Annotated in this window: 12 protein-coding genes; 10 read left to right on the top strand and 2 right to left on the bottom strand. The window is 45.9% G+C overall.

Annotated elements, in window-relative coordinates; translation table 11 throughout:
- Window positions 1-142: 142 nt before the first annotated feature.
- Together DXD78_RS09445 and DXD78_RS09440 are read right to left on the bottom strand one after the other, a co-directional pair.
- Window positions 143-1,510, bottom strand: a complete 1,368-nt coding sequence (locus DXD78_RS09445; RefSeq protein ID WP_009036571.1) for an MFS transporter — start codon at window positions 1,508-1,510, stop codon at window positions 143-145.
- A 19-nt stretch (window positions 1,511-1,529) separates the two neighbouring features.
- A complete protein-coding gene (locus tag DXD78_RS09440; protein WP_009036572.1) occupies window positions 1,530-2,534 on the bottom strand; it encodes a LacI family DNA-binding transcriptional regulator in 1,005 nt (334 codons plus the stop codon).
- Between the two features lie 168 nt (window positions 2,535-2,702).
- On the opposite strand from DXD78_RS09440, the gene DXD78_RS09435 reads away from it, so the two are divergent.
- The 10 genes from DXD78_RS09435 (at window position 2,703) to DXD78_RS09390 (ending at window position 24,329) form a co-directional block, all read left to right on the top strand.
- Window positions 2,703-6,650, top strand: a complete 3,948-nt coding sequence (locus tag DXD78_RS09435; protein WP_034528576.1) for a two-component regulator propeller domain-containing protein — start codon at window positions 2,703-2,705, stop codon at window positions 6,648-6,650.
- Window positions 6,651-6,882: 232 nt separating this feature from the next.
- Window positions 6,883-9,951, top strand: coding sequence for a TonB-dependent receptor (locus DXD78_RS09430; RefSeq protein WP_034528579.1), 3,069 nt, complete (start codon window positions 6,883-6,885; stop codon window positions 9,949-9,951).
- A 36-nt stretch (window positions 9,952-9,987) separates the two neighbouring features.
- Window positions 9,988-11,586, top strand: coding sequence for a RagB/SusD family nutrient uptake outer membrane protein (locus DXD78_RS09425; RefSeq protein WP_227238581.1), 1,599 nt, complete (start codon window positions 9,988-9,990; stop codon window positions 11,584-11,586).
- A gap of 18 nt (window positions 11,587-11,604) precedes the next feature.
- The gene (locus DXD78_RS09420; RefSeq protein ID WP_009036576.1) at window positions 11,605-12,774 is read left to right on the top strand and encodes a SusE domain-containing protein; all 1,170 of its coding nucleotides are present in this window, start codon (window positions 11,605-11,607) and stop codon (window positions 12,772-12,774) included.
- Window positions 12,775-12,802: 28 nt separating this feature from the next.
- Window positions 12,803-13,912: a glycosyl hydrolase 53 family protein gene (locus DXD78_RS09415; protein WP_009036577.1), complete on the top strand. Its 1,110-nt coding sequence runs from the start codon at window positions 12,803-12,805 to the stop codon at window positions 13,910-13,912.
- Between the two features lie 77 nt (window positions 13,913-13,989).
- Entirely contained in the window at window positions 13,990-15,165 is a 1,176-nt protein-coding gene (locus DXD78_RS09410) for a glycosyl hydrolase 53 family protein (RefSeq protein WP_009036578.1), read from the top strand.
- A gap of 28 nt (window positions 15,166-15,193) precedes the next feature.
- Window positions 15,194-17,671 carry a glycoside hydrolase family 2 TIM barrel-domain containing protein gene (locus tag DXD78_RS09405; RefSeq protein ID WP_009036579.1) on the top strand — a complete coding sequence of 826 codons (2,478 nt, stop codon included), beginning with the start codon at window positions 15,194-15,196 and terminating at the stop codon, window positions 17,669-17,671.
- A gap of 719 nt (window positions 17,672-18,390) precedes the next feature.
- Window positions 18,391-21,420: a TonB-dependent receptor gene (locus DXD78_RS09400; protein ID WP_009036581.1), complete on the top strand. Its 3,030-nt coding sequence runs from the start codon at window positions 18,391-18,393 to the stop codon at window positions 21,418-21,420.
- Between the two features lie 20 nt (window positions 21,421-21,440).
- The gene (susD, locus tag DXD78_RS09395) at window positions 21,441-23,117 is read left to right on the top strand and encodes a starch-binding outer membrane lipoprotein SusD (RefSeq protein ID WP_009036582.1); all 1,677 of its coding nucleotides are present in this window, start codon (window positions 21,441-21,443) and stop codon (window positions 23,115-23,117) included.
- A gap of 39 nt (window positions 23,118-23,156) precedes the next feature.
- On the top strand, window positions 23,157-24,329 hold the full coding sequence (locus DXD78_RS09390) for a SusE domain-containing protein (protein ID WP_009036583.1): 1,173 nt from the start codon (window positions 23,157-23,159) through the stop codon (window positions 24,327-24,329).
- Window positions 24,330-24,359: the final 30 nt, after the last annotated feature.

The following is a 24,359-nucleotide window of genomic DNA, read 5'->3' as shown; positions in this document are numbered from 1 at the left end:
AAGGGGAAGGGAGGGGATTAAAAAAGATAATATAGCACACAGATGACACAGATAAGGCAGATGAACATGGATAAGTTTGTCTAATAATCCATGTTCATCTGCCTTATCTGTGTCATCTGTGTGCAGAAGTAGGAGCTTGGTTCTATTTCTCTCCCTTAGTCTCTTTAATTAAATATACACAGAAAGCACCTATTATCAGCATCACTCCTGCCAATACAAGCATATTGATTTCGGGGGGCAGTACTCCTTTCGGAGTAAACAAGGACAGAATACTGCCGCCCAAAGCTGCCGCAATAATCTGTGGAATACAGATGGTACCATTGAAAAGACCTAAGTAGGTACCCATATGTCCTCCGCTCAGTGCATTGGTCAAGATGGTGAACGGCAGTGCCAGCATGGCAGCCCATGCACAACCTATCAGCAGGAAGGAAATGAACAACATATACGGATTATGCATAAAATAGGTGGAAATGAAACCTATACCTCCCAGAACAAGGCTGAGTGAGTAGACGCGGCGGCGGTCCTTGAACATCGGTATGCAGATGGCCCAAAGCACAGAGCCGATGGCTTGCACGGCAAACAGTACGCCTACCCAGTCGGCGGCATTCTGATATTGCAGGCTCTTGGTGTCGAGTACTATTTTGGTCACACCATCTACCAGGTGCTCCACTGTAGGGGCGTCAAAAGCATTGGCAGCGATACTGCCGTTGGTATAGGTCCACATGAACATAAAGGCAAACCAGCAGAAGAACTGTACCAGTCCGATAGTCCAGAATGCTTTCGGAGCCTTGATGAGCAGCTTCAGCATGTTGGTCTTTTCATGTTCCTCTTCTTCGGTGATGCCGTGATACTCTGCATATTCGGCAGGCGGCATCTCTTTTACTTTGATCGAAGTGTAGATGACGCAGAAGATAAGGATGGCTGCTCCGATGTAGAATGAGTAAATCACCGAGTCGGGGATTACTCCTTGGGGAGCTGTATTGCTGATGCCAATCCATGCAAAGATGAACGGGAAGAGATAGCCTACCAGGCTGCCTGCATTGCAGAGAAAACTCTGGATGGAGTAGGCGAGCCCTTTTTGTTTCTCATTCACCATGTCACCCACCATCATTTTGAAGGGTTGCATGGCCATATTGATGGAGGTATCGAGGAACATCAGCGATACCAGTCCGAAAATCATGGCTGTACTTACTGCCATGCCGAAGCTTCCGGCATTGGGTAGCAGGCACATGACGAGTACGGCCACCAACGAACCTATAAACAGATAAGGGATGCGCCGTCCGAAGCGTGTCCAGGTCTTGTCACTGGCGGCTCCCACAATGGGTTGTACAATGATACCTGCCAACGGCGGCAGTATCCAGAAATAGCTCAAATTATGCGGGTCTGCACCCAAAGTGGAAAAGATACGGCTGATGTTTGCACTCTGCAAAGCATATGCAATCTGTACGCCGAAAAAACCAAAGCTGATGTTCCACAGCTTCCAGAAACTTAAATCGGGTTTTACTTTCATGATGGTTTAATATGTTTTATTATTTCGTTGTTCCTCTTATCACCAGATTGGTACGTACTATCTTGTTGTTGCTTTTCTCTTCTCCCTCCAGCCTTCCGGTCAGAATGCTGAAAGCGCTTTTACCTACTTCCTCGCCATGCTGCTCCACGGTAGTCAGCTTCGGGTCGGTGCTTTGCGCAATGGCTCCGTCGGTGAATCCGCAGATGGATACTTCGTCGGGAACTTTTACGCCGACCAGTTTGCAGGCATACAGTATGCCCGAAGCTGTCTCGTCGTTGATGGCAAAGAAACCGTCAGGGCGGTCTTCGCTTTCCAGCAGGTCGGGAGTGATGGAGATGGCGCGTTCACGGGTGTCGCACAACAGAATCATGCTGTCGTCCACCGGAATTTTATACTTCTTCATGGCATCCAGGTAGCCGTTCCGGCGATTTTTGGTAATCTCCAGGTGGGGAGCCGCACCATAGAAAAGGATACGCTTGCATCCGGTCTGTATCATGTATTCCACGGCGGCAAAGGAGCCGGCATAGTCGTCCACCACCACTCGCTCGGTTTTCAGTCCCGTGCAGATACGGTCGTAAAAGACGATGGGAATGTCGTTGTTCAGCAGTTCCTGGTAATGGTCGTATTGGGAAGTGTCCTTGGCAAGTGAAGCGATGACTCCGCAGACACGGGCGGCAAGGAAAGAATGCACAATCTTCACTTCCTGCTCGTACGATTCGCTGCTCTGCGCCACTATGATATTATATCCGGCATCTGCCGCCGCTTTCTCAATTCCGCTCAATACGCAGGAAAAGAAGTGGTGTACCAGCTGGGGAACAATGACGCCGATGGTATTGCTGCGGCTTGCGCGGAGGTTTACAGCCAGTACATTGGGCTTGTAGTTATGTTCGCGCGCATAGGCATGTACAAGGTCACGAGTTTCCTTGCTGATGTCCGGATTGTCTTTCAGCGCTCTTGACACGGTGGAAGGAGAGACATTCAGCGCCCGGGCAATATCCTTGATGGTAATCTGCGGTTTATTCATGGTATAGTTTTGAGGACAAAGATAAGGTAAACTTCCCTAATCCGATTGCAAAAATAACGTAATATGGTAAATTGTGCTTATTCGTTGAGGTTTATCGGGTTGTAAGTTTGTGCAAACGATTGCGGTTTCTTATCTTTGTCCGGACCTTTAATGAATATAACCTTGAGTATGTACAAATATATTCTTTTTGTTTTTATACTTTTACAGACTGTCCTTCCTTGCCATATGTGGGCACAGAAGCCCGATTACCGGTTGTTTCAGAATATCAGTTTAGGGACAGAGGCATCTGTCATCAGCTGTTTTCTGCAAGATACACAAGGACTGATATGGATAGGTTCGGATAAAGGTCTGTTCAGCTATGACGGCTATTCCACCCAACCGCATTTCATTTTTGGCGAACGTAGCAATACGCGTATTTATTGCGGAGAAGTAGTAGACAGTACCTATCTTTATCTGGGAGCAGACAACGGGTTATTGATATACAATTACCGGACAGATACTTATGAGGAACCGGGAATTGATTTTCCGACGGACATCCGTACACTGGTGATGTACGATGGGTTGCTGTGGTTGGGCACACTGAACGGGCTGTATACGTATCATCCACAGACCCGTGAGATTTCTTCCGTAAAAGAAGGTATCCCTCATCAGACAATTTACTCTCTTATCCATTCTTCAGACCATCAGCTTTACATTGGTACCTATAATGGCTGTTGCCGCTATACATCCGTTACCGGACGTTTTGAAATGATAGAACTACCTGCTAGCAGGAATAAAAGTAATCTGTTTGTAAACTCTTTGTTGGAAGATGCGGTGAGGAAATGTATTTGGATAGGTACGGAAGGATGTCTTTTCAAATATACTCCTGCCGACGGGCAAATACAGAGAATTGATGCTTTTCATGACAATTCTGTCAAATCAATGGCTTTGGATGGATATGGGCAATTGTTGGTGGGGACAGACAATGGACTGTACATATACGGAGAAGATTCACCTTTACAGCATATCGTGCATGATTCGCGGAACCTCCAGTCACTGTCCAACAACATTGTATGGACTGTTTATGCGGATTGTGAACGGAATATCTGGCTGGGGACGGACTATGGCATATCCATGGCACGTTGTAAAGAGACATTACGCTATGTTCCCATATCGCGGATTACCGGGACGGGGGAAGGAAACCAGTTTTATTCCATGTTGCGTGATGTGCATGGTAATTTTTGGTTTGGGGGAACAAATGGACTTATCCGTTTCACGTTTTCTGAGGAGGAAAGGCCGGAAGGCCGGGTGCCGGGAAAGGGCAGGGATGTTACCTGGTACAAGATGGGAGATAAGAATTTTCCTTTGACCCATAACCGGGTACGACAGTTGTATGAAGACCGGGACGGATACCTTTGGGTGGCAACAGACGGGAGCATCAGCCGCTATGATGAGGAAAGCCGCCAGTTTATACCTTATAGTATAGTAGACAGTACCCGTCGCTACAATACTAACTGGGCATATGGTCTTTTCGAAGACAAGAATGGAAAGTTATGGGTAGCTACTTGTTTGGGCGGTATTTTTGTCGTGGACAAACATAAACTGCTGCATGCCTCTACACACCCATATGTAGCCGAAGGAACCTATTCCATACACAATGGTTTGTCGGGTATGTTCATCAACCAGATGGTTCCCGACAGTGAAGGAAATGCACTGGCCCTGCTCAGTAGTGCCAACAGTGTTGAGAAAATAAATTCTTCTACCAATAATATTACCCATATTGCTTCAGGAGAGTTCAAGGAGGGGCAAAGGCCCAATTTTGTCTTGTGTGCCGAGGATGGTTGTATTTGGATTGGCTTTCCCGGTGGAGTAATGCGTGTGGAGCCTTCGGATAATAGGGTAAAGGTTTTGCCGTTCGATGCTTTCAATCATTATGAAGTGCTTTCCATGATAGAGGCTGAAGGAAAGATATGGATATCCACTACTGACGGATTTTGGGTGGCAGACCAGCGGACATTGGAAGTGCGACGCCTGAGTATTGCCGACAAACGTTTTACCAGCTTGTTCTTTGATAGGAAAGAGGGTGAACTATACTTGGGCACAGCGGATGGCTTTGCCATTTCCTCCCCGGATGCATTGCTGGCGGAACATCCGGAACGCCCGTTATTGCTGACAGCCCTTTATGTGAATAACCGGCTTTATTTGCCCGGTTCGGAGAAAAACTGCCGGAGCATCCGTCTTATGGAACAGATAAACTTGGAGTACAACCAGAATAATCTTGCTTTTGAACTGTCGGATTTGCCTTACTCGCTGGAGGAGAAAAGCAGGATTGTATATCGTCTGGAAGGGGTAGAGCGTGAGTGGACTCTTCTGGCTCCCAATACCAACCGCATCATTTATAATAATCTGGATTATGGAAACTATCGGTTAATGGCAAGTAAGCTGGATTCCTATGGCAAACCCTTTGAACAAATATATAGTCTGGATGTCCATATCCTTCCACCATGGTACTATACTTCGTGGGCGAAGGCATTTTATATGCTGTTATGCTGCGCTTTGATTGTTTGGACCATTCACTTTTTCCGTGTGAAAAACCGCTTGAAGCTGGAACATTTGGAAAAGGAGAAGATTTTGGAACAGTCGCGTGCCAAACTGGAATTCTTTACCAATCTTTCCCATGACCTCAAGACACCTTTAAGTATGATTATTGCCCCTATCAGCAGGATGTTGCCGGAAATTAGGAATCAGCAGGAGAAGAAGCAGCTCGAATTGGTTCAGCGCAATGCCATGAAACTGAATTCATTGATTCATCAAGGGCTGGACTTGAACCGGGTGGATAGCGGCAATAGGACTTTATTGATTTTATCACAGATAGAACTGGTCTCTTTTGCACGTGATTTGCTTGCACTCTATACAGAAGGAAAAATGAAGGAAAAACAGCTCGCTTGTGAATTTCGGACGAATCGGGAACAACTATACATTCAGATGGATGCCATCAAGTTGGAGTCTGTTTTGGATAATCTGCTTTCCAATGCTGTAAAATATACGCCGGAAGGCGGAACCGTTACTCTTTCTTTGGATGCTCCCGAAGGTGGGAGGGAGGTGTATATTTCTGTGGCAGATACCGGTACCGGAATACCAGTTCAGGACCAACCGTATATTTTCCAGCGTTTCTTCCAATCATCCAAGACTGCGGGAAAAAATGAGGGAACTGGAATCGGACTTTATTTGGTGAAAACCTATACGGAATTGCATGGTGGCAATGTTCGGCTGATGTCAGAGGAGAATGTTGGTACTACGGTAACCCTGACTTTGCCGGTTGTGAATCAAGAGCAGACAGCTCCGGTAGGGGTACCTGATTCATCACCGGATATTCTTTCACCGGATGCTCCTCTTGTATTGATTGTAGATGATAATGCGGAAGTGGCGGAATTCATTTACCAGATTCTGCATGCCAAATATCGCTGTCGTGTGGCAGAAAATGGCAAATCCGGATTGGAGCTTGCCATGGAATTGCTGCCCGATTTGATTGTTTCGGATGTAATGATGCCTGTAATGGATGGGTTAGAGATGGTACGGCGTTTGAAAAAACATATCCCTACATCCACCATCCCGATCATTCTGCTGACGGCTAAGAGTGATAAGGAGACAGAACTTGAGAGTATACAGTTACACGTTGATACCTTCATAGCCAAACCTTTCGAGCCGGATATCCTGCTCTTGCGGGTAGAGCAGTTACTCTCCAGCAAGCAGACTCATGAGGCCAAGGCGCGTATGGAGGTACTTGCTACTCCGAAAGCGATAGAGGCCGTTTCGTATGACGAGAAATTTCTGGCAAATGTCACTCGCTTGATAGAAGAGCATATTTCGGATTCCGAGCTGAATGTGAATACTCTTTGTGACTGGGCGGCGACCAACAACAAGCAGATGTACCGCAAACTGAAACAGCTGACGGGAATGACCCCTGTGGAATATATCAAGTCCATCCGCATGAAAAAAGCAGCCATGTTGTTGCAGCAGAAAAAGTTTACAGTGGCAGAGGTAATGTATATGGTAGGCTTTTCCAATCACTCTTATTTTTCTAAATGTTTTCAGGCAGAGTTCGGACTTCCCCCTAAACAATACGCGGCAGAATAATGCCGCTTTTACAAGGACAAACCCTCATCAGAATATATCTGGTGAGGGTTTGTCCTTTTTTTATCCTCTTATGTCCGATATCTGCTTTCGGGGAAAATGATGTTGCTCTAAATTTGCCGGTGAAAGGCAAGACTTGAATTTGATAGCGGAAGAATAGACTCCTGGTTACAGATACTTTCTTACGTACAAATATACAGATAATTGATATTGTTAACTTTAATTTATTGAATGCATGAAGCAAGTTAATCTTAGAATCTATCGGATGATTCTGCCCTTAATCCTAGGGCTATTCTTGTCAGTAGGCACTTATGCACAAAGCATCACTGTGAAAGGGCATGTTAAAGATGCCCTGGGTGGAGTGATAGGTGCAAGTGTAGTAGAAAAAGGAAATACCACAAACGGGACTATCACCGATCTTGACGGTAATTTTTCACTGAATGTACCCAAAGGTTCTACTTTGGTAGTTTCTTTTATCGGTTATAAGACTCAGGAGGTGGTTGCAGCTTCCAGTGTAGTCGTGACCCTGCAGGAAGACAGTGAATTGTTGGATGAGGTTGTGGTCATCGGTTACGGTGTGGCTAGGAAAAATGATTTGACCGGGTCTGTAACGGCAATTAAACCGGATGAAATGAACAAGGGGCTGACGACATCTGCCCAAGACATGATGCAAGGCAAGATTGCCGGTGTCAGTGTTGTTAACAATGGTGGTGAGCCGGGTGGCAGTGCCACTATTCGTATCCGTGGCGGTTCTTCATTGAATGCCAGTAATGACCCGTTGATTGTAATTGACGGACTTGCCATGGATAATTATGGAGTGCAAGGAATGTCCAATCCATTGGCTTTGGTGAATCCGGCTGATATAGAGAGTTTTACTGTGTTGAAAGATGCTTCGGCTACAGCTATTTATGGTTCCCGTGCCTCCAATGGCGTTATCCTGATTACTACTAAGAAAGGACAGAGTAACTCTAAACCCCGTATTTCTTATAATGGTAATGTGTCCGTCAGCATGGTTACGGACAAACTGGATGTACTGAATGCCAAAGAGTTCATGAAACTTGTACAGAACACATATGGTTATTCTGATGAAGAGTTTCTGGCGAGTGCGGAATATCAGGCATTAGGATATATGAATGCTCAGGGCGAGCATCTTTTTGCCGATACCGACTGGCAGGACGAGATTTATCGTACGGCAGTCAGTACCGACCATAATATCACTGTTTCCGGTGGATTGAAAAATATGCCTTATCGTGTTTCCCTGGGCTACACCAATCAGCAAGGTATCCTGAAAACATCAAGTTTTGAGCGTTATACGGCCAGTGTGAATCTTTCCCCTTCTCTTTTTGATGAGCATTTGAAGGTTAACTTCAACGCAAAGGGCATGTATTCTGTGACAAGCTATGCCAATACCGATGCCATTGGAGCTGCCACTTCAATGGACCCTACCAAGCCGGTTTATGGCGGGACGGAATTTTATGATAAAAACTTTGGTGGATATTGGGAATGGCCCGAAGCAGTAGACTGGAAAGATTCTGAATGGGGATACAACATCAATACTTTGGCTACAGCCAATCCCGTCGGGATGCTGAATAACCGTTCGGATAAAGGAAAGTCAAAAGTGCTGATGGGGAACATTGAACTGGATTATAAGATTCATGGTTTCGAGGATTTGCATTTGCATGTTAATGGTGGTATGGATGTGGCAAGCGGCAAGTCCAACAAGAATTACAACCGTTTTGACCTTGACAATTATTATTATGGACGTGTCGGTTGGAATACACAAGATACATACAATTTGTCATTGAACATGTATGCACAGTACATGAAGGACTTCGGGAAAGCGCACCATTTTGATATCATGGCCGGTTATGAATGGCAGCATTTCCACAAAGAGACAGATTACTATTATTATGGAACTTACCCTGATACGAACCTTGAACATGCCGGTGAAATCTATAATCCGTCAGAAAATACACTCTACAAGACGGAGAACTATCTGGTTTCTTTCTTTGGCCGTATGAACTACTCTTTACTCGACCGTTATCTGCTGACCTTCACCTTGCGTGATGATGGCTCTTCCCGTTTCTCCAAAAAGAACCGTTGGGGATTGTTCCCGTCCGTTGCATTGGCATGGAAGGTGAAAGAGGAGGGTTTCTTGAAAGATGTGGATGCTGTTTCCGATTTCAAGTTTCGTGCAGGTTATGGTATCACCGGACAGCAGGAAGGCATTGGCGATTATACCTATTTTGCTTCATATACCCCCAATTCGGAAGGAGCATATTATCCAGTTTTGGGTAATGGCATCACTTACCGTCCGGATGCCTATAATAATGACTTGACCTGGGAAAAGACCACTACTTATAACATTGGGGTTGATTTGGGATTCCTGGACAACAGAATCACTGCCAATTTTGATTATTACTATCGCAAGACGAAGGATTTGATTAATGATGTTTATGTAGCTGCCGGTTCCAATTTCAAGAATAAGGTGACGAGCAATATCGGTTCACTGCATAATAAGGGTTTTGAATTTGCAGTGACATGGAGAGCCATTCAGCAGAAGGATTGGCGTTGGGAGTTGGGATTCAATCTGACACACAACACTAATGAAATAGACGAGCTGGTGAAGAGTACAGGTGACAAATACATCATTCGTCATGGAGGAATTGCCGTTGGTGATAGTGGTTCCAATGGAATCAAGGGATATTCCGTAGGCGAAGCTGTCTCTGCCTTCTACACCTATCAGCAAGTCTATGATGAGAAAGGCCAGCCGATAGAGGGCGAATTTGTAGACCGTGACAATAATGGCATCATCAATGACAACGACCGTTATTTCTATAAGAAATCAGACCCGGACGTATTGATGGGACTTTCCTCGAAATTGATTTATAAAAATTGGGATTTTAGTTTCTCGCTGCGTGCCAGTCTGGGTAATTATGCTTATAATGCTGTTGAATGTAGCCGTTCTGATTTGTCGGTTACCGGTATTTATTCGGGCAATGCATGGCACAATGTGCCTCAGATGTCACTGGCCAAGAACTGGAAGAAAGTGGATGCCCTGGATGCCCTTTCTGATTATTTCATCCAGAATGCCTCTTTCTTGAAGTGTGACAACATTACGCTGGGCTATTCTTTCGACAAATTGTTCGGGCAGAAAATCAGCGGGCGTGCTTATCTCACGGCCCAGAATGTGTTTACGATAACCAAGTACAAAGGTCTGGATCCTGAAATCAACGGTGGATATGATGGCAGTATCTATCCTCGTCCTCTGGTGGGAATTTTCGGACTCAGCCTTAATTTTTAATCCTTTAAAACTAAGAATAGTATGAAATTCAACAATATGAAATCATTAATTCCGGTTGCTGCCTTTACACTTATGATAGGGTTTTCGTCTTGTGTGGGAGATTTGGATGTAAAGCCTATCAATCCGCAGCAAACCATGACTTTGGATCAAAATGCTCTTTTTAACAAGATATATGCAAGCTTCTGTTTGACCGGACAGACCGGCCCAAGCGGTAATGCGGATATTGACGACATGGACGAAGGACGTTCAGAATTTTTCCGCATGGCATGGAACTTGAATGAGCTCACTACGGATGAGGCACACTGGATATGGCTCACAGATACCGGTATGGATGAAATGCTCCACAATTCTTATGGAGCGAGTGCCGCATTCTCTATCGGACTATATTATCGTCTTTATTTTACTGTCACGTTGTGTAACTTTTTCTTGGAGCAGATTCCGGATGATGGCGGGACGTCTTCCATGCAACGTGCGGAAGTCCGTTTTATCCGTGCTTTACAGTATTATTACATCATGGACTTGTATGGTAACGCAGCATTTACGGAAGAAGTCTCTTCTGAATTGGCAGAACGCTATACACGTACCCAGTATTTCGATTATATTGAGAAAGAACTGAAAGAGTGTGAGGCTGATATGGCAGAACCGGGACAGAATACTTATGGGCGTGTAGACAAGGTAGCTGCATGGAATTTGCTGGCCCGTCTCTACTTGAATGCTGAGGTTTATACCGGTACTGCCCAGTGGCAGAATGCCATGGATTACGCAGAAAAGGTGATAAACAACGGGTATTATCATCTGTGTACGGAGGGAGCTACCAATCCGGTGACTGGTGAGGTTTATTCCGCCTATCAGATGCTTTTCCTGGCAGACAACAATACGAATGGGGCACAGTATGAAAACATTTTTCCGATACTCTTTGACGGGGTTACTACAAAAAGCTATGGTGGGATGAATTTTCTGGTTCTTGCCACTTATAATTCAACAATGGATGTTACGATTCCTTCTGGCACGAATTGCAGCTGGGGAAAGTGCGCCCGGGTCCGCAAGCAATTGCTTGACAAGTTCTATACGGCAACTCCTCCTTCGGGAAAGACGGTTGCGGAAATGACAGCTCCGGCCAATGATGACCGTGCTCTTTTCTATGGTGACGGCTTTTCCGCTTCCATTAAAGACGAAACGGATGCGACTGCAGGTTTTGCATGTGTGAAGTTTCGTAATGTCCGTTCGGATGGACAATCCAATCAGGTGGTCGATTATGTAAATGCGGACCTTCCTTTTTTCCGTGTTGCTGAGGCTTATTTGATTTATGCAGAAGCTTCTACCCGTTTGAACGGGTCTAATACGGATGCAAAGGAGAAAATCAATGAACTTCGTTCCCGTGCCAATGCTGCCCAGAAGAATCTATATACGTTGGATGATATTTGTGATGAGTGGGCGAGAGAATTCTGGTTTGAAGGCCGCCGCCGCATGGATTTGATACGGTTCAATAAATATGCCGGTCAGGCATCCTATAAATGGGAATGGATGGGAGGCACTTATGAAGGTGCGCAATTCAGCAATATCAGAGCGATTTTTGCGCTTCCTGAAAACGATTTGGCGAACAATTCCAACTTAATTCAGAATCCGGGTTATTAATCAAAAAAAGAACAGAATATGAAAAGATATTTATTCACTTTGTTGTTGGCGGGATTGGCGATGTTCACTGCATGTACAGATGATAGAGATTCCAATCCGACAGTACAGCAACCCAGTACTTTCGAACTGAATATGCCTGCCTTGGGAGGCGGTGTATATGACTTGGCTAACACAGACTCCATTAGGTTGACCTATGAACAACCAGACTATGGTTATACGGCTCCCGTCAAGTATTATGCGCAGATTTCTGTCTCCGGTACCTGGAATGACGCCACTTCTGCAGAAGCGGATGACGCTACATATATCGAAATGGACGGCTCTGTCACAGTATGTGAGTTTGGTGCGGCGGCTGATTTGGTGAACAAAGCTATCATGAAATTGGGCAATTATACTGACCCGAGCCAACTGCCTGCTGAAGGGATATCCTTGTACGTGAGAATGAGGGCAAGGCTGAATGCCGGTTACGAGTGCTATTCAAATGTCATAGAACTTTCTGTTGCTCCCTATTATGTAGCTTTGGTATCAGCTGCTCCGGAACTGTGGTACCTGATTGGAAGCTGTATCGGTGATGGTTCTTGGGGAAGCGAAGTAGGTACGGGAGTCATTCCATTGTCACCGGTGGAAGGTGCCAAGTATGATGATGTTACGGGTAAGGGAGAATTGACCTATACCGGTTACTTCCCATCCGACAAAGGTTTCAAGATTGTAAGGGTACCCGGTGAGTGGGATGACCAGTGGGGAGCTGATGGAGGTGACTTCAACAAACCGCGTCTCAAGGATGCCGATGGTGAGGGAAGTGATTTTTATGTTCCTGCCAGTGGATATTATAAGATTTCCTTGAACACGAAAGAGAACACTCTCTCCATCGTTGCCACTGATGAACCGAAAAATGTTTATGATGGATTATTGATTTCCGGTGACTTCAACGGTTGGGGTACTGATACGAAGATGATTCCCGTAAATACGGTTGAAGGTGTGGTCAATCATGTCTGGAAGTATGAGTTGGATGCGACAAGTGGAGATACCACGGCAAAATTCTTATATGCTGGATGGACCCCCAACTGGGGAGCTTCCACTTTCCCATATGGATTCGGAGTGAACGGAGGTGCCAATATTCCGGTAGTTGCCGGCAAATACGTAGCTATCCTGAATGACATTGACGGTTATTATCATTTCTTCAGCAAATAATTAATGAAATAATAAGGTAAGATTCGATATGAAGAAAAAAGTATTGTTTTCAGGAATTCTGCTGGCTTTCCAAGTTTTGTTGGGGCATGCCCAGCAGCGTCTTTTGGGGGGAGATATTTCTTTGCTCCCCTCTTACGAGGCGGCAGGAACTGTATATAGAAATGCAGTTGGAGAGCCGGTTGCTCCCCTTGACTTTTTCAAGGAACAAGGTTGGAATGCTGTTCGTGTACGGCTTTTCGTTGAGCCTTCCAAAGCCTCCGCGGAGCATAAGGGAGAAGGAGTATGCCAGGATTTGGATTACGTAACCAAATTCGGACAACGGATAAAGGATATGGGTTATCAGTTCATGCTCGACTTTCATTATTCCGATACATGGGCTGACCCGGGGAAACAGTTCATGCCGGACTGTTGGCTGGATGCCGAAACGGCCTCATTGCCTGACAGTGTGTACCGATACACTAAAAACACCCTTCGGTCTATGGTGGAAGCCGGTGCATGTCCCGATTTGATACAAGTAGGAAATGAGATAACGAATGGGATGATGTGGCCTGCTGCCAAAGTCGATCCGTTGGGAAGTGATAACTGGGATTTGTTAGTGAGACTTTTGGAAAGTGGCGCCAGGGCTTGCCGTGAAGTCTGTCCCAAAGCAAAGATAATTATCCATACCGAGAAAGCCGGCGAATGGAATAAAACCAGGACCTACTACAATCGTCTGCAGCAGCTTGATTATGATATTATCGGACTCAGTTATTATCCTATGTGGCACAAGGCGGTGGGGGTACTTGCCGCTACGCTCGATTCTTTGGCAGTCCACTTCCCGAATAAGGAGGTGATGATAGTGGAGACTGCAGCTTATTATTCGCACGAGAATGACAGATGGGCAAAAAGTGCGGACGAATATTCCGAGTTTTATCCGGTCAGTGCAGAAGGGCAACGTATCTTCACTCGTGAGCTGGTAGCTGAACTGCGCCGTCATGCCAATGTAACCGGGCTGTTCTGGTGGTTTCCCGAGGAGAATGCCAGTGGCAATACTGTGACGGAGGGATGGTTGAACCGTGGACTCTTTGATAACCATACGGGAAAGGTGCTTCCGGCAATGGAAGAGCTCAGACGGTTTGTACAGCCGATTGACCGTTGATTTCAAATTATTGGGAACCTCATCCCTTAGTAAATGTGCTAAATTATTATATTTGCGGAAATAATTAAGATAACGCCATGAAACACATGAAGTTTTTGACTTTCTTTTTTTGTATTGCCTTTGCTGTATTTGCATGCAGCAGCAATAATGAGACAGACCCCAACGCAGGTGGACTTCCCGATAAGGAAGAGCCTCTTACTACGGACTTTGCTAAAGGTGCCGACATAGGCTGGTGCACCGAATATGAATCCAAAGGATACGACTTCTACAATGCTAAAGGCGAGAAGCGTGAATGTACGGCTTTGATGAAAGAGCTGGGACTCAATGCCATCCGCATCCGTGTATGGGTAGACCCGAGCGACAACTGGTGCAATACTGCCGACGTGGTGGTGAAGGCCCAAAGAGCCAAAGCGCTGAATATGGATGTGATGATAGATTTCCACTACAGTGACTGGTGGGCAGACCCCGCCCAGCAGAATAAACCTGCCGCATGGGTTGGTAAGAATCTGGCGGACTTGAAGAAAGCTCTCAGCGACCATACGGTGAGTGTGCTTCGGGAACTGAAGGCGGTCGGTGTCACTCCCAAATGGGTGCAAGTGGGCAATGAAATCCGTCCGGGCATGCTGTGGGATAAAGACAAGGCTTTGAGCGGCGCATCCTATGACGTGAAGGAATCCGACTTGAAAGATGCTCCGGCAAACGCTTCTTCCGAGGTGGTATATCCCATGAATTGGGCCAATCTCGGCGCATTTATCACTACCGGATATGATGCCGTGAAGTCGGTCTGCCCCGATGCCATCGTCATTGTTCACCTGGACAACGGATGGGACAATGGTTTGTTCAACTGGTTTTTCGACGAACTGAAGAAGAACGGAGGCAAGTGGGATATGATAGGTATGTCACTCTATCCTTACTGGTCGCGCGATGCCAAGCCGGAATATACAGCGGCTGATGCCGTTATTACGGACTGCATCAAAAATATCAAAGCGGTAAGTGCGAAGTATAACTGTGATGTGATGGTGGTGGAAACCGGTATGGAGTGTGCCGACGACAAAGGGAACCTGGCAAGTGCTTCCGTACTGGCAGAAGGGAAACGCCAACTGGCCCGTGTCCTGAAAGAGTGCAAAGAGAATACTGACGGACGCTGCAAGGGTGTGTTCTACTGGGAACCGGAATGCAGGCCGAACCAATATCGGCTGGGGGCATTCACTGAAGACGGCCGCCCCACTGTGATAATGGATGCTTTTAAATAATTATATTAACAAAATCTTTTAAAGAAGAATGAGAAAGACAATACTTATCTTTTCCTGCTGCGCTTTTTTTGCCTTGGCGGCAATGGCGCAGCGTACAGAAGCATTGTTGGAAAAGAACTGGAAGTTCACCAAGGGAGATGTTCCCGAAGCAACACAAACAAATTTCGACGACAGTAAGTGGGAAACAGTGACCATTCCTCATGATTGGGCCATCTTTGGTCCGTTCGACCGCAACAACGATTTGCAGGAGGTAGCGGTTACGCAAGACCTTGAAAAGCAAGCTTCCGTAAAGACCGGGCGTACCGGAGGGTTGCCTTATGTGGGTGTCGGTTGGTATCGTACGGCTTTTGATGCTTCTGCAGACAAGCAGGTCACTCTGGTTTTCGATGGTGCAATGAGTGAGGCTCGGGTCTATGTCAATGGGAAAGAAGCTTGTTTCTGGCCTTTCGGATATAACTCTTTTCATTGCGATGTTACCGGTTTGCTGAATGCCGACGGTAAAAACAATGTGCTGGCTGTCCGTCTGGAAAACAGACCCCAGTCCTCCCGTTGGTATCCGGGGGCGGGATTGTATCGCAATGTCCGCCTGGTTACTACGGAACGTGTCCATGTTCCGGTTTGGGGTACACAGCTCACCACACCGCATGTCTCTGCTGAATACGCTTCCGTGCGTCTGCGTACTACAATACGGAATGCCGGTGATGCGGATGTTCGTATTTCTACTGATATTATTGCGCCGGACGGTAAGATAGTAGCCCGTAAGGATAATAGCCGGAAAATTAATCACGGACAGCCATTTGAGCAGAATTTTCTGATAAATGCTCCGTCTCTGTGGTCTCCTGAGACACCTTATTTATATAAGGCAGTATCTAAGATTTATGTAGATGGCAAACAGACTGACGAATATACCACGCGTTTTGGTATCCGCAGTATTGAGATTATAGCTGATAAGGGATTCTTCCTAAATGGTAAGCACCGTAAATTCCAGGGGGTATGCAATCACCACGATTTGGGTCCGTTGGGTGCGGCTGTCAATGTGGCTGCTCTTCGCCGTCAGTTGACATTATTGAAGGATATGGGATGTGATGCAGTCCGTACCTCCCACAATATGCCTGCCCCCGAATTGGTGGAACTCTGTGACGAGATGGGCTTCATGATGATGCTGGAACCTTTCGATGAATGGGATATTGCCAAATGTGAGAATGGATATCACCGCTATTTCAACGAATGGGCAGAAAAGGATATGGTAAATATGCTGCATCAGTATCGGAACAATCCTTGTGTGGTAATGTGGAGTATAGGAAATGAGGTTCCTACCCAATGTAGTCCCGAGGGCTACAAAGTGGCTTCTTTCCTGCAGGATATTTGCCATCGCGAAGACCCTACACGCCCCGTTACTTGCGGTATGGACCAGGTGACTTGTGTGCTTGCCAACGGGTTTGCGGCAATGATTGATGTACCCGGTCTTAATTATCGGGCTCACCGCTATGTGGAGTCTTATGAGACTCTTCCACAGAATATTGTGCTCGGTTCGGAGACGGCTTCCACTGTAAGTTCCCGTGGTGTCTATAAATTTCCCGTACAGAAGGGAGCCAGTGTGATGTACGATGACCATCAGTGCTCCGGTTATGATGTGGAGTGTTGTTCCTGGTCGAATCTTCCCGATGAGGATTTTGCTTTGGCTGATGATTATGACTGGACAATCGGACAGTTCGTCTGGACAGGTTTTGATTATTTGGGTGAACCTTCTCCTTATAGTACGGATTCCTGGCCCAGCCACAGCTCCGTTTTCGGTATCATAGACTTGGCAAGCCTCCCCAAAGACCGTTTCTATCTGTACCGCAGCCTATGGAACAAGCAGGCAAATACCTTGCATGTCCTTCCGCACTGGACGTGGCCGGGCAGGGAAGGGGAGAATACTCCGGTTTTTGTTTACACCAGCTATCCCAGTGCCGAACTGTTCGTCAACGGAAAGAGTTATGGCAAACAGCGGAAACTTACTGCTGATGAAAGCCGTGCTTTGGAAGGTCAGGACTCCCTTGCTTTGCAGCGTCGCTATCGCTTGATGTGGATGGATGTTCCTTATGAACCGGGCGAAGTGAAAGTGGTAGCTTATGATGCTTCCGGTAAGCCTGCAGAAGAAAAGGTGATTCGTACCGCTGGCAAGCCCCATCATCTGGAGCTGGTTGCCGACCGCACCCGCTTGTCTGCCGATGGTAAGGACCTGGCATATATCACAGTCCGTGTCGTGGATAAGGACGGTAACCTTTGTCCGGCAGACAGCCGCATGGTAAACTTCTCGGTGAAGGGTGCCGGAAAATATCGTGCTGCTGCCAATGGAGATGCTACCAGCCTCGATTTGTTCCATTTGCCCAAGATGCCGGCTTTCAGCGGTCAGCTGACGGCTATTGTGCAGAGTGGCGAGCAAGCCGGTGAGATTGTGTTTGAGGCAAGGGCTAAAGGATTGAAGTCCGGAAAGCTGGTACTTTATACTTCAGAGAAATAAATAGCACTATTTGCTTCCACTCTACCACACCTGCTCTGTAACCCTTTGTTCATCGGTGTTTGAGGTGCGGTGGAAGCAACAGAAAAAGGTGGAAGCAAATTTTGCTTCCACCTCTGTTTTTAGGGCCGACATGATGTTAACTTATTGTAATGTAACAAGTTAATATCATGTCGGCCATTTTGTTAATATCGTGTTAATGGCATATTAATATTGTGCAGACACGTTATTCATATCCTGAAAGTATGTTGCTTGGTTTATACATGCATGGCATTTCTTCAGTAAAAGCTTTGTGTTTCTTTTGTTTTGTCTTGATGTTGTGTAGTACTTAACGGTCGTAAAGCGATTTGTTGACGGCCGTAAAGCGATCTGTCAACGGCCATCGACAAATCGCCTAACGGCCGTTAGGCGGTGAAAATCTCTGTACTTTAGCAGAATAAACATATATGTTATGTGCAAGAATGCCACATGTAGAGTGGAGAGAAGCGCTGTATTATGATATATCAAGTGATTTTTCTATCTTGTGCAACCGCATGCAATCGTTTGCACTGTTCGTTTCCCACATTTTACACTCTCTTTATACTTTACTAAGGTAATAAAGCATATTTTTGTTGCGTCATGCTTTGGGTACTTGAAAGACGTTAGAAAGCGAAAGTACGAAAATTATTTTTCGAATAATATATATAGGTAATTAATATTGTTAACTTTAATTTATTAAATGCATGAAGCAAGTTAATCTTAGAATCTGTCAAACGATTCTTACCCTAATCTTAGGGCTATTCTTGTCTGTAGGCGCTTATGCACAGAACATCACTGTGAAAGGGCATGTGAAAGATGCCTTGGGTGGCGTGATAGGCGCGAGTATAGTGGAAAAAGGGAATGCTACAAATGGTACTATTACCGATTTGGATGGTAATTTCTCATTAAATGTTCCGAAGGGTTCCACTTTGGTTATTTCTTTCATCGGTTATAAAACTCAGGAAGTGGCTGCGGCTCCCAGTATCATCGTAACTTTAGTAGAAGATAGCGAATTGCTGGACGAAGTTGTTGTTGTGGGCTATGGCCGCACTAAGAAAGATGACTTGACTGGTTCGGTTACTGCTATTAAACCGGATGAACTCAGTAAAGGTATCACCAACAATGCGCAGGATATGTTGGTCGGTAAAGTTGCCGGTGTGGACGTTATCACTGCGGGAGGTACCCCGGGCGCCGGTGCGCAGATTCGTGTACGTGGCGGTTCTTCTCTGAATGCTTCTAATGACCCGCTGATTGTAATCGATGGTTTGACTATCGATAACGAAACTCCGAAAGGCATGAGTAATCCTTTGGCGATGGTCAATCCGAACGATATCGAGACTTTCACCGTTTTGAAGGATGCTTCGGCCACTGCCATCTATGGTAGCCGTGCATCCAATGGCGTTATCATCATTACTACGAAGAAAGGTAAGAGCGGATCTGCTCCCAAAGTATCCTACAATGGTGACATGACCATCTCTATGGTCCAGAAAAAGTATGATGTGCTTGATGGCGATGAATTCCGCGATCTTATTAATAACATGTGGGGCGACAAAGCCGGTGAAGTCGGTATGGGCAAGGCCAATACCGACTGGCAGGACTTGATTTTCCGTACAGCCATCTCTCACAGCCACAATGTATCGGTGTCCGGCGGTTTGAAGAACATGCCTTACCGTTTGAGTGTGGGATATAATTCTTCTGACGGTATCGTCGAAACCTCTTGGATGCGTCGTGCCAATGTCGGCTTGAGCCTTTCTCCCTCTTTCTTTGACAATCATCTCAATTTGAAGATTAATGCCAAGTATATGTACGAAAAAGACCGTTATGCTGATGCAGGCGGTGCGATAGGAGCAGCCCTCTCAATGGATCCTACGCAGCCTGTTTATTTCGACGCTGATGATGAGCGTGCTCCTTTCTTTGGCGGCTATTTCCAGCATACGCAGGCACCCAAGGACCTCAATCCCGAGTGGAAATATACTAATAACCCCAACGCTCCCCAGAATCCCTTGGCTCTGCTGATGCTCAAAGAAACGAAAGCTGTAGCCAATGACTTTACGGGTAATTTTGATGTGGATTATAAGGTACATGGCTTTGAGGATTTGCGTCTGCATGCAAGTTATGGAGGTCAGTACACAGAGAGCAAGCAGGACGATATAACTTCTAAATATGCTTATAGCCCCAACTACTACGGTTGGAACGGCGTGACTCAGACTTATAAATATAGTATCACTGCCAATGCTTATGCCCAGTATGTGAAAGAAATCGGTGCACATAACTTTGACATTATGGTTGGTGGTGAAGAGAGCCATTTCCACCGCAGTGGTTATGACTACGGGCAGGGTACCGACCCTTACAATGGTGAACCTCATGACGCTAAGCTGAGAGAAGAACAGGCATGGGCCACTCACAGTTCTTTGGTTTCTTACTTCGGCCGTTTGAACTATACTTTACTCAACAGATACATGCTTACGGCTACGTTCCGTGCCGACGGTTCCTCTCGTTTCTCTGATGACAACAGATGGGGTTACTTCCCTTCAGTGGCATTGGCATGGAAAATCAATGAAGAGACATTTATGAAAAAGCTTACCTGGTGGAACGAGTTTAAGCTTCGTCTGGGTTGGGGTATGACCGGTCAGCAGGATATCAAAACTGACTTCGGTTATGAAACTCATTATACTTCAAGCGACTCTTTTGCCCAGTATCCCTTTGGTGATACTTACTATGGTACAATGCGTCCATCGGCTTATAACCCCGACTTGAAGTGGGAGACTACTACTACTTATAATGCTGGTTTCGACCTCGGCTTTTTGAACAACCGTATCACTGCTAATATTGATGGTTACTATCGTGAAACGAAGGATTTGCTGAACTCCATCACTATTCCTGTTGGTATGCAGTTCGGTTCTCAGTTGACCAAGAATATCGGTTCGTTGAAGAATTATGGTGTGGAATTCTCCATCAATGCAAAACCCATTGTTACAAAAGATTTCACTTGGGATGTAAGCTATAATGTCGCTTGGAATCACAATGAGATTACTGACCTGGTAGATGGTGAAGCCGGCTATTATGCATGGGCCGGAGATAAGATCGGTCGTGGTAACAATACTTTGATCCAGGCCAATACTGTAGGTGAATCGACTAATTCATTCTTTGTGTATCAGCAAGTATATGACGAGAATGGCAAACCCATTGAAGGTATGTATGTGGACCGTGACGGTAACGGACGTATTGACAATGGCGACCGCTATTTCTACAAGAAACCCTCTGCCGATGTCATCATGGGCTTTACCACTAAATTCCTCTATAAGAATTGGGATTTGAGCATGTCTTTCCGTGCTTCCCTCGGTAACTATGTTTACTATGACTTTTTGTCCAACCGTGCAGTGGTCAGCCAGTCTGGTCTGTATTCCAACAGTGCTCTGCACAACTCTACTCCCGAAGCTGTGGCATTGGGCTTTACAGGTGTAGGAGCCGGCAACGACAACTATTTGAGTGACTATTTCGTACGTAATGCTTCCTACTTGAAGTGCTCCAACATTACTTTGGGATATTCTTTCCCCGCACTGTTCAAGGTCGCAGGTCATGAAACATGTTCCGGCCGTGCATTCGTTACTACTCAAAATCCATTCATTATATCCAAGTACAAAGGTATCGACCCTGAAGTGGCAAGCGGTATCGACTCCAATCCTTATCCACGTCCTTTCAGTATTCAAATTGGCTTGAGCCTGAATTTCTAATCCGTTAAATGTATATAAAGATGAAACATATATTTTTGAAAACAGCCCTTGCCGCCCTTCTGATAGGTGGAGTGGCAACGTCGTGTATCAACGACTTGAATATTTCGTCCATCGACCCGCAATCCAGTTCGTCTTATGAAGATATGGAATTGCTGGCGAAAGTTTACAGTACGCTGGGCCTGACAGGGCAAAAAGGTCCTGCCGGTAGTGGCGATATCAGTAGTGATGAAGGTGAAAGTGGATTTTACCGTACTACATTCAATTTGCAGGAACTCTGTACTGATGAATGTCTTTGGGCTTGGCAGACTGACACCGATATTCCTCAAATCACCAATATCGACTGGACGGCTTCATCTCCTCGTGTGCAATGGACATTCCAACGTTTGGCATTTGATGTGACACTTTGCAACTTCTATCTTACTAACACTGAAGATAAGGCTGATGACCCCAATTACAAACTTTATCGTGCTGAGGTTCGTTTCCTGCGTGCTCTTCATCTGTGGTATTTCCTTGACCTTTGGGGCAAAGCTCCTTTCAAGACTACATACGACATTTACGAGTTGCCGGTAGAGAAGGCCGGTAAAGACCTTTACGACTGGATTGACCAGGAATTGACCGATATAGAACCGCAGCTTGCTGAAGTGGGTGAGTTCAATAATTCCGCCAATTTTGGCCGTGCCGACAAGGGAGCTGCTTATATGCTTCACGCCCGTTTGGCCTTGAACTCGGAGGTTTATACTAAAGGTGCCGTGAAAGATTACCAGAAGGCTATCGACTATTGTAACTTGCTTGATGGAAAATACGAGCTTTCTAAAGCAGAGAAGAATGGCTATACCGGCTACGAACAGGTATTTATGGCCGACAACGATCAGAACGTACAAGCCATGAAAGAAATCATTCTACCCATTCGCCAAGATGGTGCCAAGACAAAGTGTTATAGTGGTGCCAACTATTTGGTAAGTTCCACTCGTATCACCGGAATGCCCTATATAGGTACTTCCAACGGCTGGAGTTGTAACTTCTCTCGTGCTGCTTTGGTTAAGAAATTCTTCTCTACTATCGAGGATTGTCCGCTTGCTACTGAGGCTGCTCCCAAAGATGCTACCGAAGCTGATATTATTGCGCTTGATAAGGCGGCAGGTACTACAACCAAAGATGTGCAGGCGAAAGCGAATGATGACCGTGCATTGTTCTATTCCGGTTGCGGTGGCGGACTCCGCAAATTGCAGGCCGATCAGATTGCAGGCTTCAATTCCGGTCTTTCTATCGTGAAATGGAGCAATATCCGCACAGATGGTGCAGCCACCTCACACAATGAATTCCCTGATGTGGACATTCCTTTGATTCGTTATGCCGAAATGTATCTGACCCGTGCCGAGGCTAAGTTCCGTTTGAGCGGTGACCCACAGCAGGCTCGCGATGATATTAAAGTTTTGCGCGACCGTGCAGGCGCTTCTACTCCAGCCACCATCACCGAACAATATATCATTGACGAATGGTGCCGTGAGTTCTATATGGAAGGCCGTCGTCGCAGTGACTTGATTCGTTTTGGCCTTTTCACAGGTGATGGGTACCTCTGGGATTTCAAGGGTGGTGTAGCCGAAGGCAAGAGCGTGGAAGATTTCTTCAACGTGTATCCTATTCCGGCTGATGACATCAATGGTAATAAGAACTTGACTCAAAACCCGCGTTACTAATAGAATAATTGTCGAATTTATTAAAATCGAAACAATAATATGAAAAAAATATTGTTAAGAATGTTGCTTCCCGTCCTTGCATTGGTGTTGGTCACCTCTTGTGAGAAGGATATAGATAGCAATCCTACATTCCACGAAAATACTACAGGATTTGTATTGAATATGCCTGCCAACGCAGCCAATAATGTATTGGACTTGCTGACTGCCGATGAACTCACTTTTACTACCAGCCAGCCGGATTATGGTGGTATACCTTTGAGCGTTAACTATGATGTGGAGATTTCCTTTGACGATTTTAGCGCAGAAGAACCTGTGTATAAGGTAGTGACAAGTTCCACTTCTACTTCCATCAAAGTGTCGGGCAAGAGAATGAACGATGCTGTAGTTACTATGTTCCAGGATGCTAATGAAGGTGTGGAATATCCTTCTAACGAGGTGAAAGACCTTTATGTGCGTTTGCATGCTAACGTGAATAAGTTGGAGTTGGGCAGTTGCTACTCTAACGTAATCAAACTGCAAGTGAAGGCTACCTATCAGGCCCCGAGCATCACGTTGCCCGAAAAGTTGTTCATTGCAGGTTCTGACATTGGTGAAGCTTGGAAGACTTGGAAGCCGTTTGCCGGTGTGTTCGGTCTGGACGGTAATTATTTTACAGTGGTATATATTGCCGACGGAGGCGCTTTCAAATGGGGTACTTTCGCTGAACAATGGTTGGGCTATGCCGATGTGAAGACTTACGCTGACGAGGCCGGAGCCGGAATCTCGGATGATGGTGGTAACATCAAGTTTGCAAAAGGTGGCTGGTATACACTTTGCTTCAAGGCTAAGATTAACGGTGAAGCCATTGACTATACTCTGACCGTATATCCTGCGGCTCTTTATATCATTGGTAATGCTACCGGTGGATGGGATGAAGCAAGTCCTGCCTTGCAGTTGACGGCTCCTGCCGATGGTAGTGGCATTTGGGTGTCTCCGGCATTTGTAGGCGGAGGCGAAATGCGCGCTTACGTAAAAGCTGGTACGTTCGAGTGGTGGCGCACAGAGTTTACACTCTTCGAAGGTAATGTATTCTGGCGTAATCTCAACATTCCTGACAGCTGGGCCAACGACAAGGGCTCTGATTACAGTGTGGTTCCTGCTGCAGGCCAGAAGCTGTACGTCAAGTTCGGTACTCCGGGTGTAGATGCCAACGAAACGGGTGAGGTGAAATAACCTGAATGATAATCTATTTTAAAAGAAAAA

Origin of the sequence: Bacteroides sp. D20 (assembly GCF_003436255.1) — a bacterium.
In the GTDB taxonomy this organism is placed as follows: Bacteria; Bacteroidota; Bacteroidia; order Bacteroidales; family Bacteroidaceae; genus Bacteroides; species Bacteroides uniformis.
This window is presented reverse-complemented; position numbering and strand designations above follow the sequence as displayed.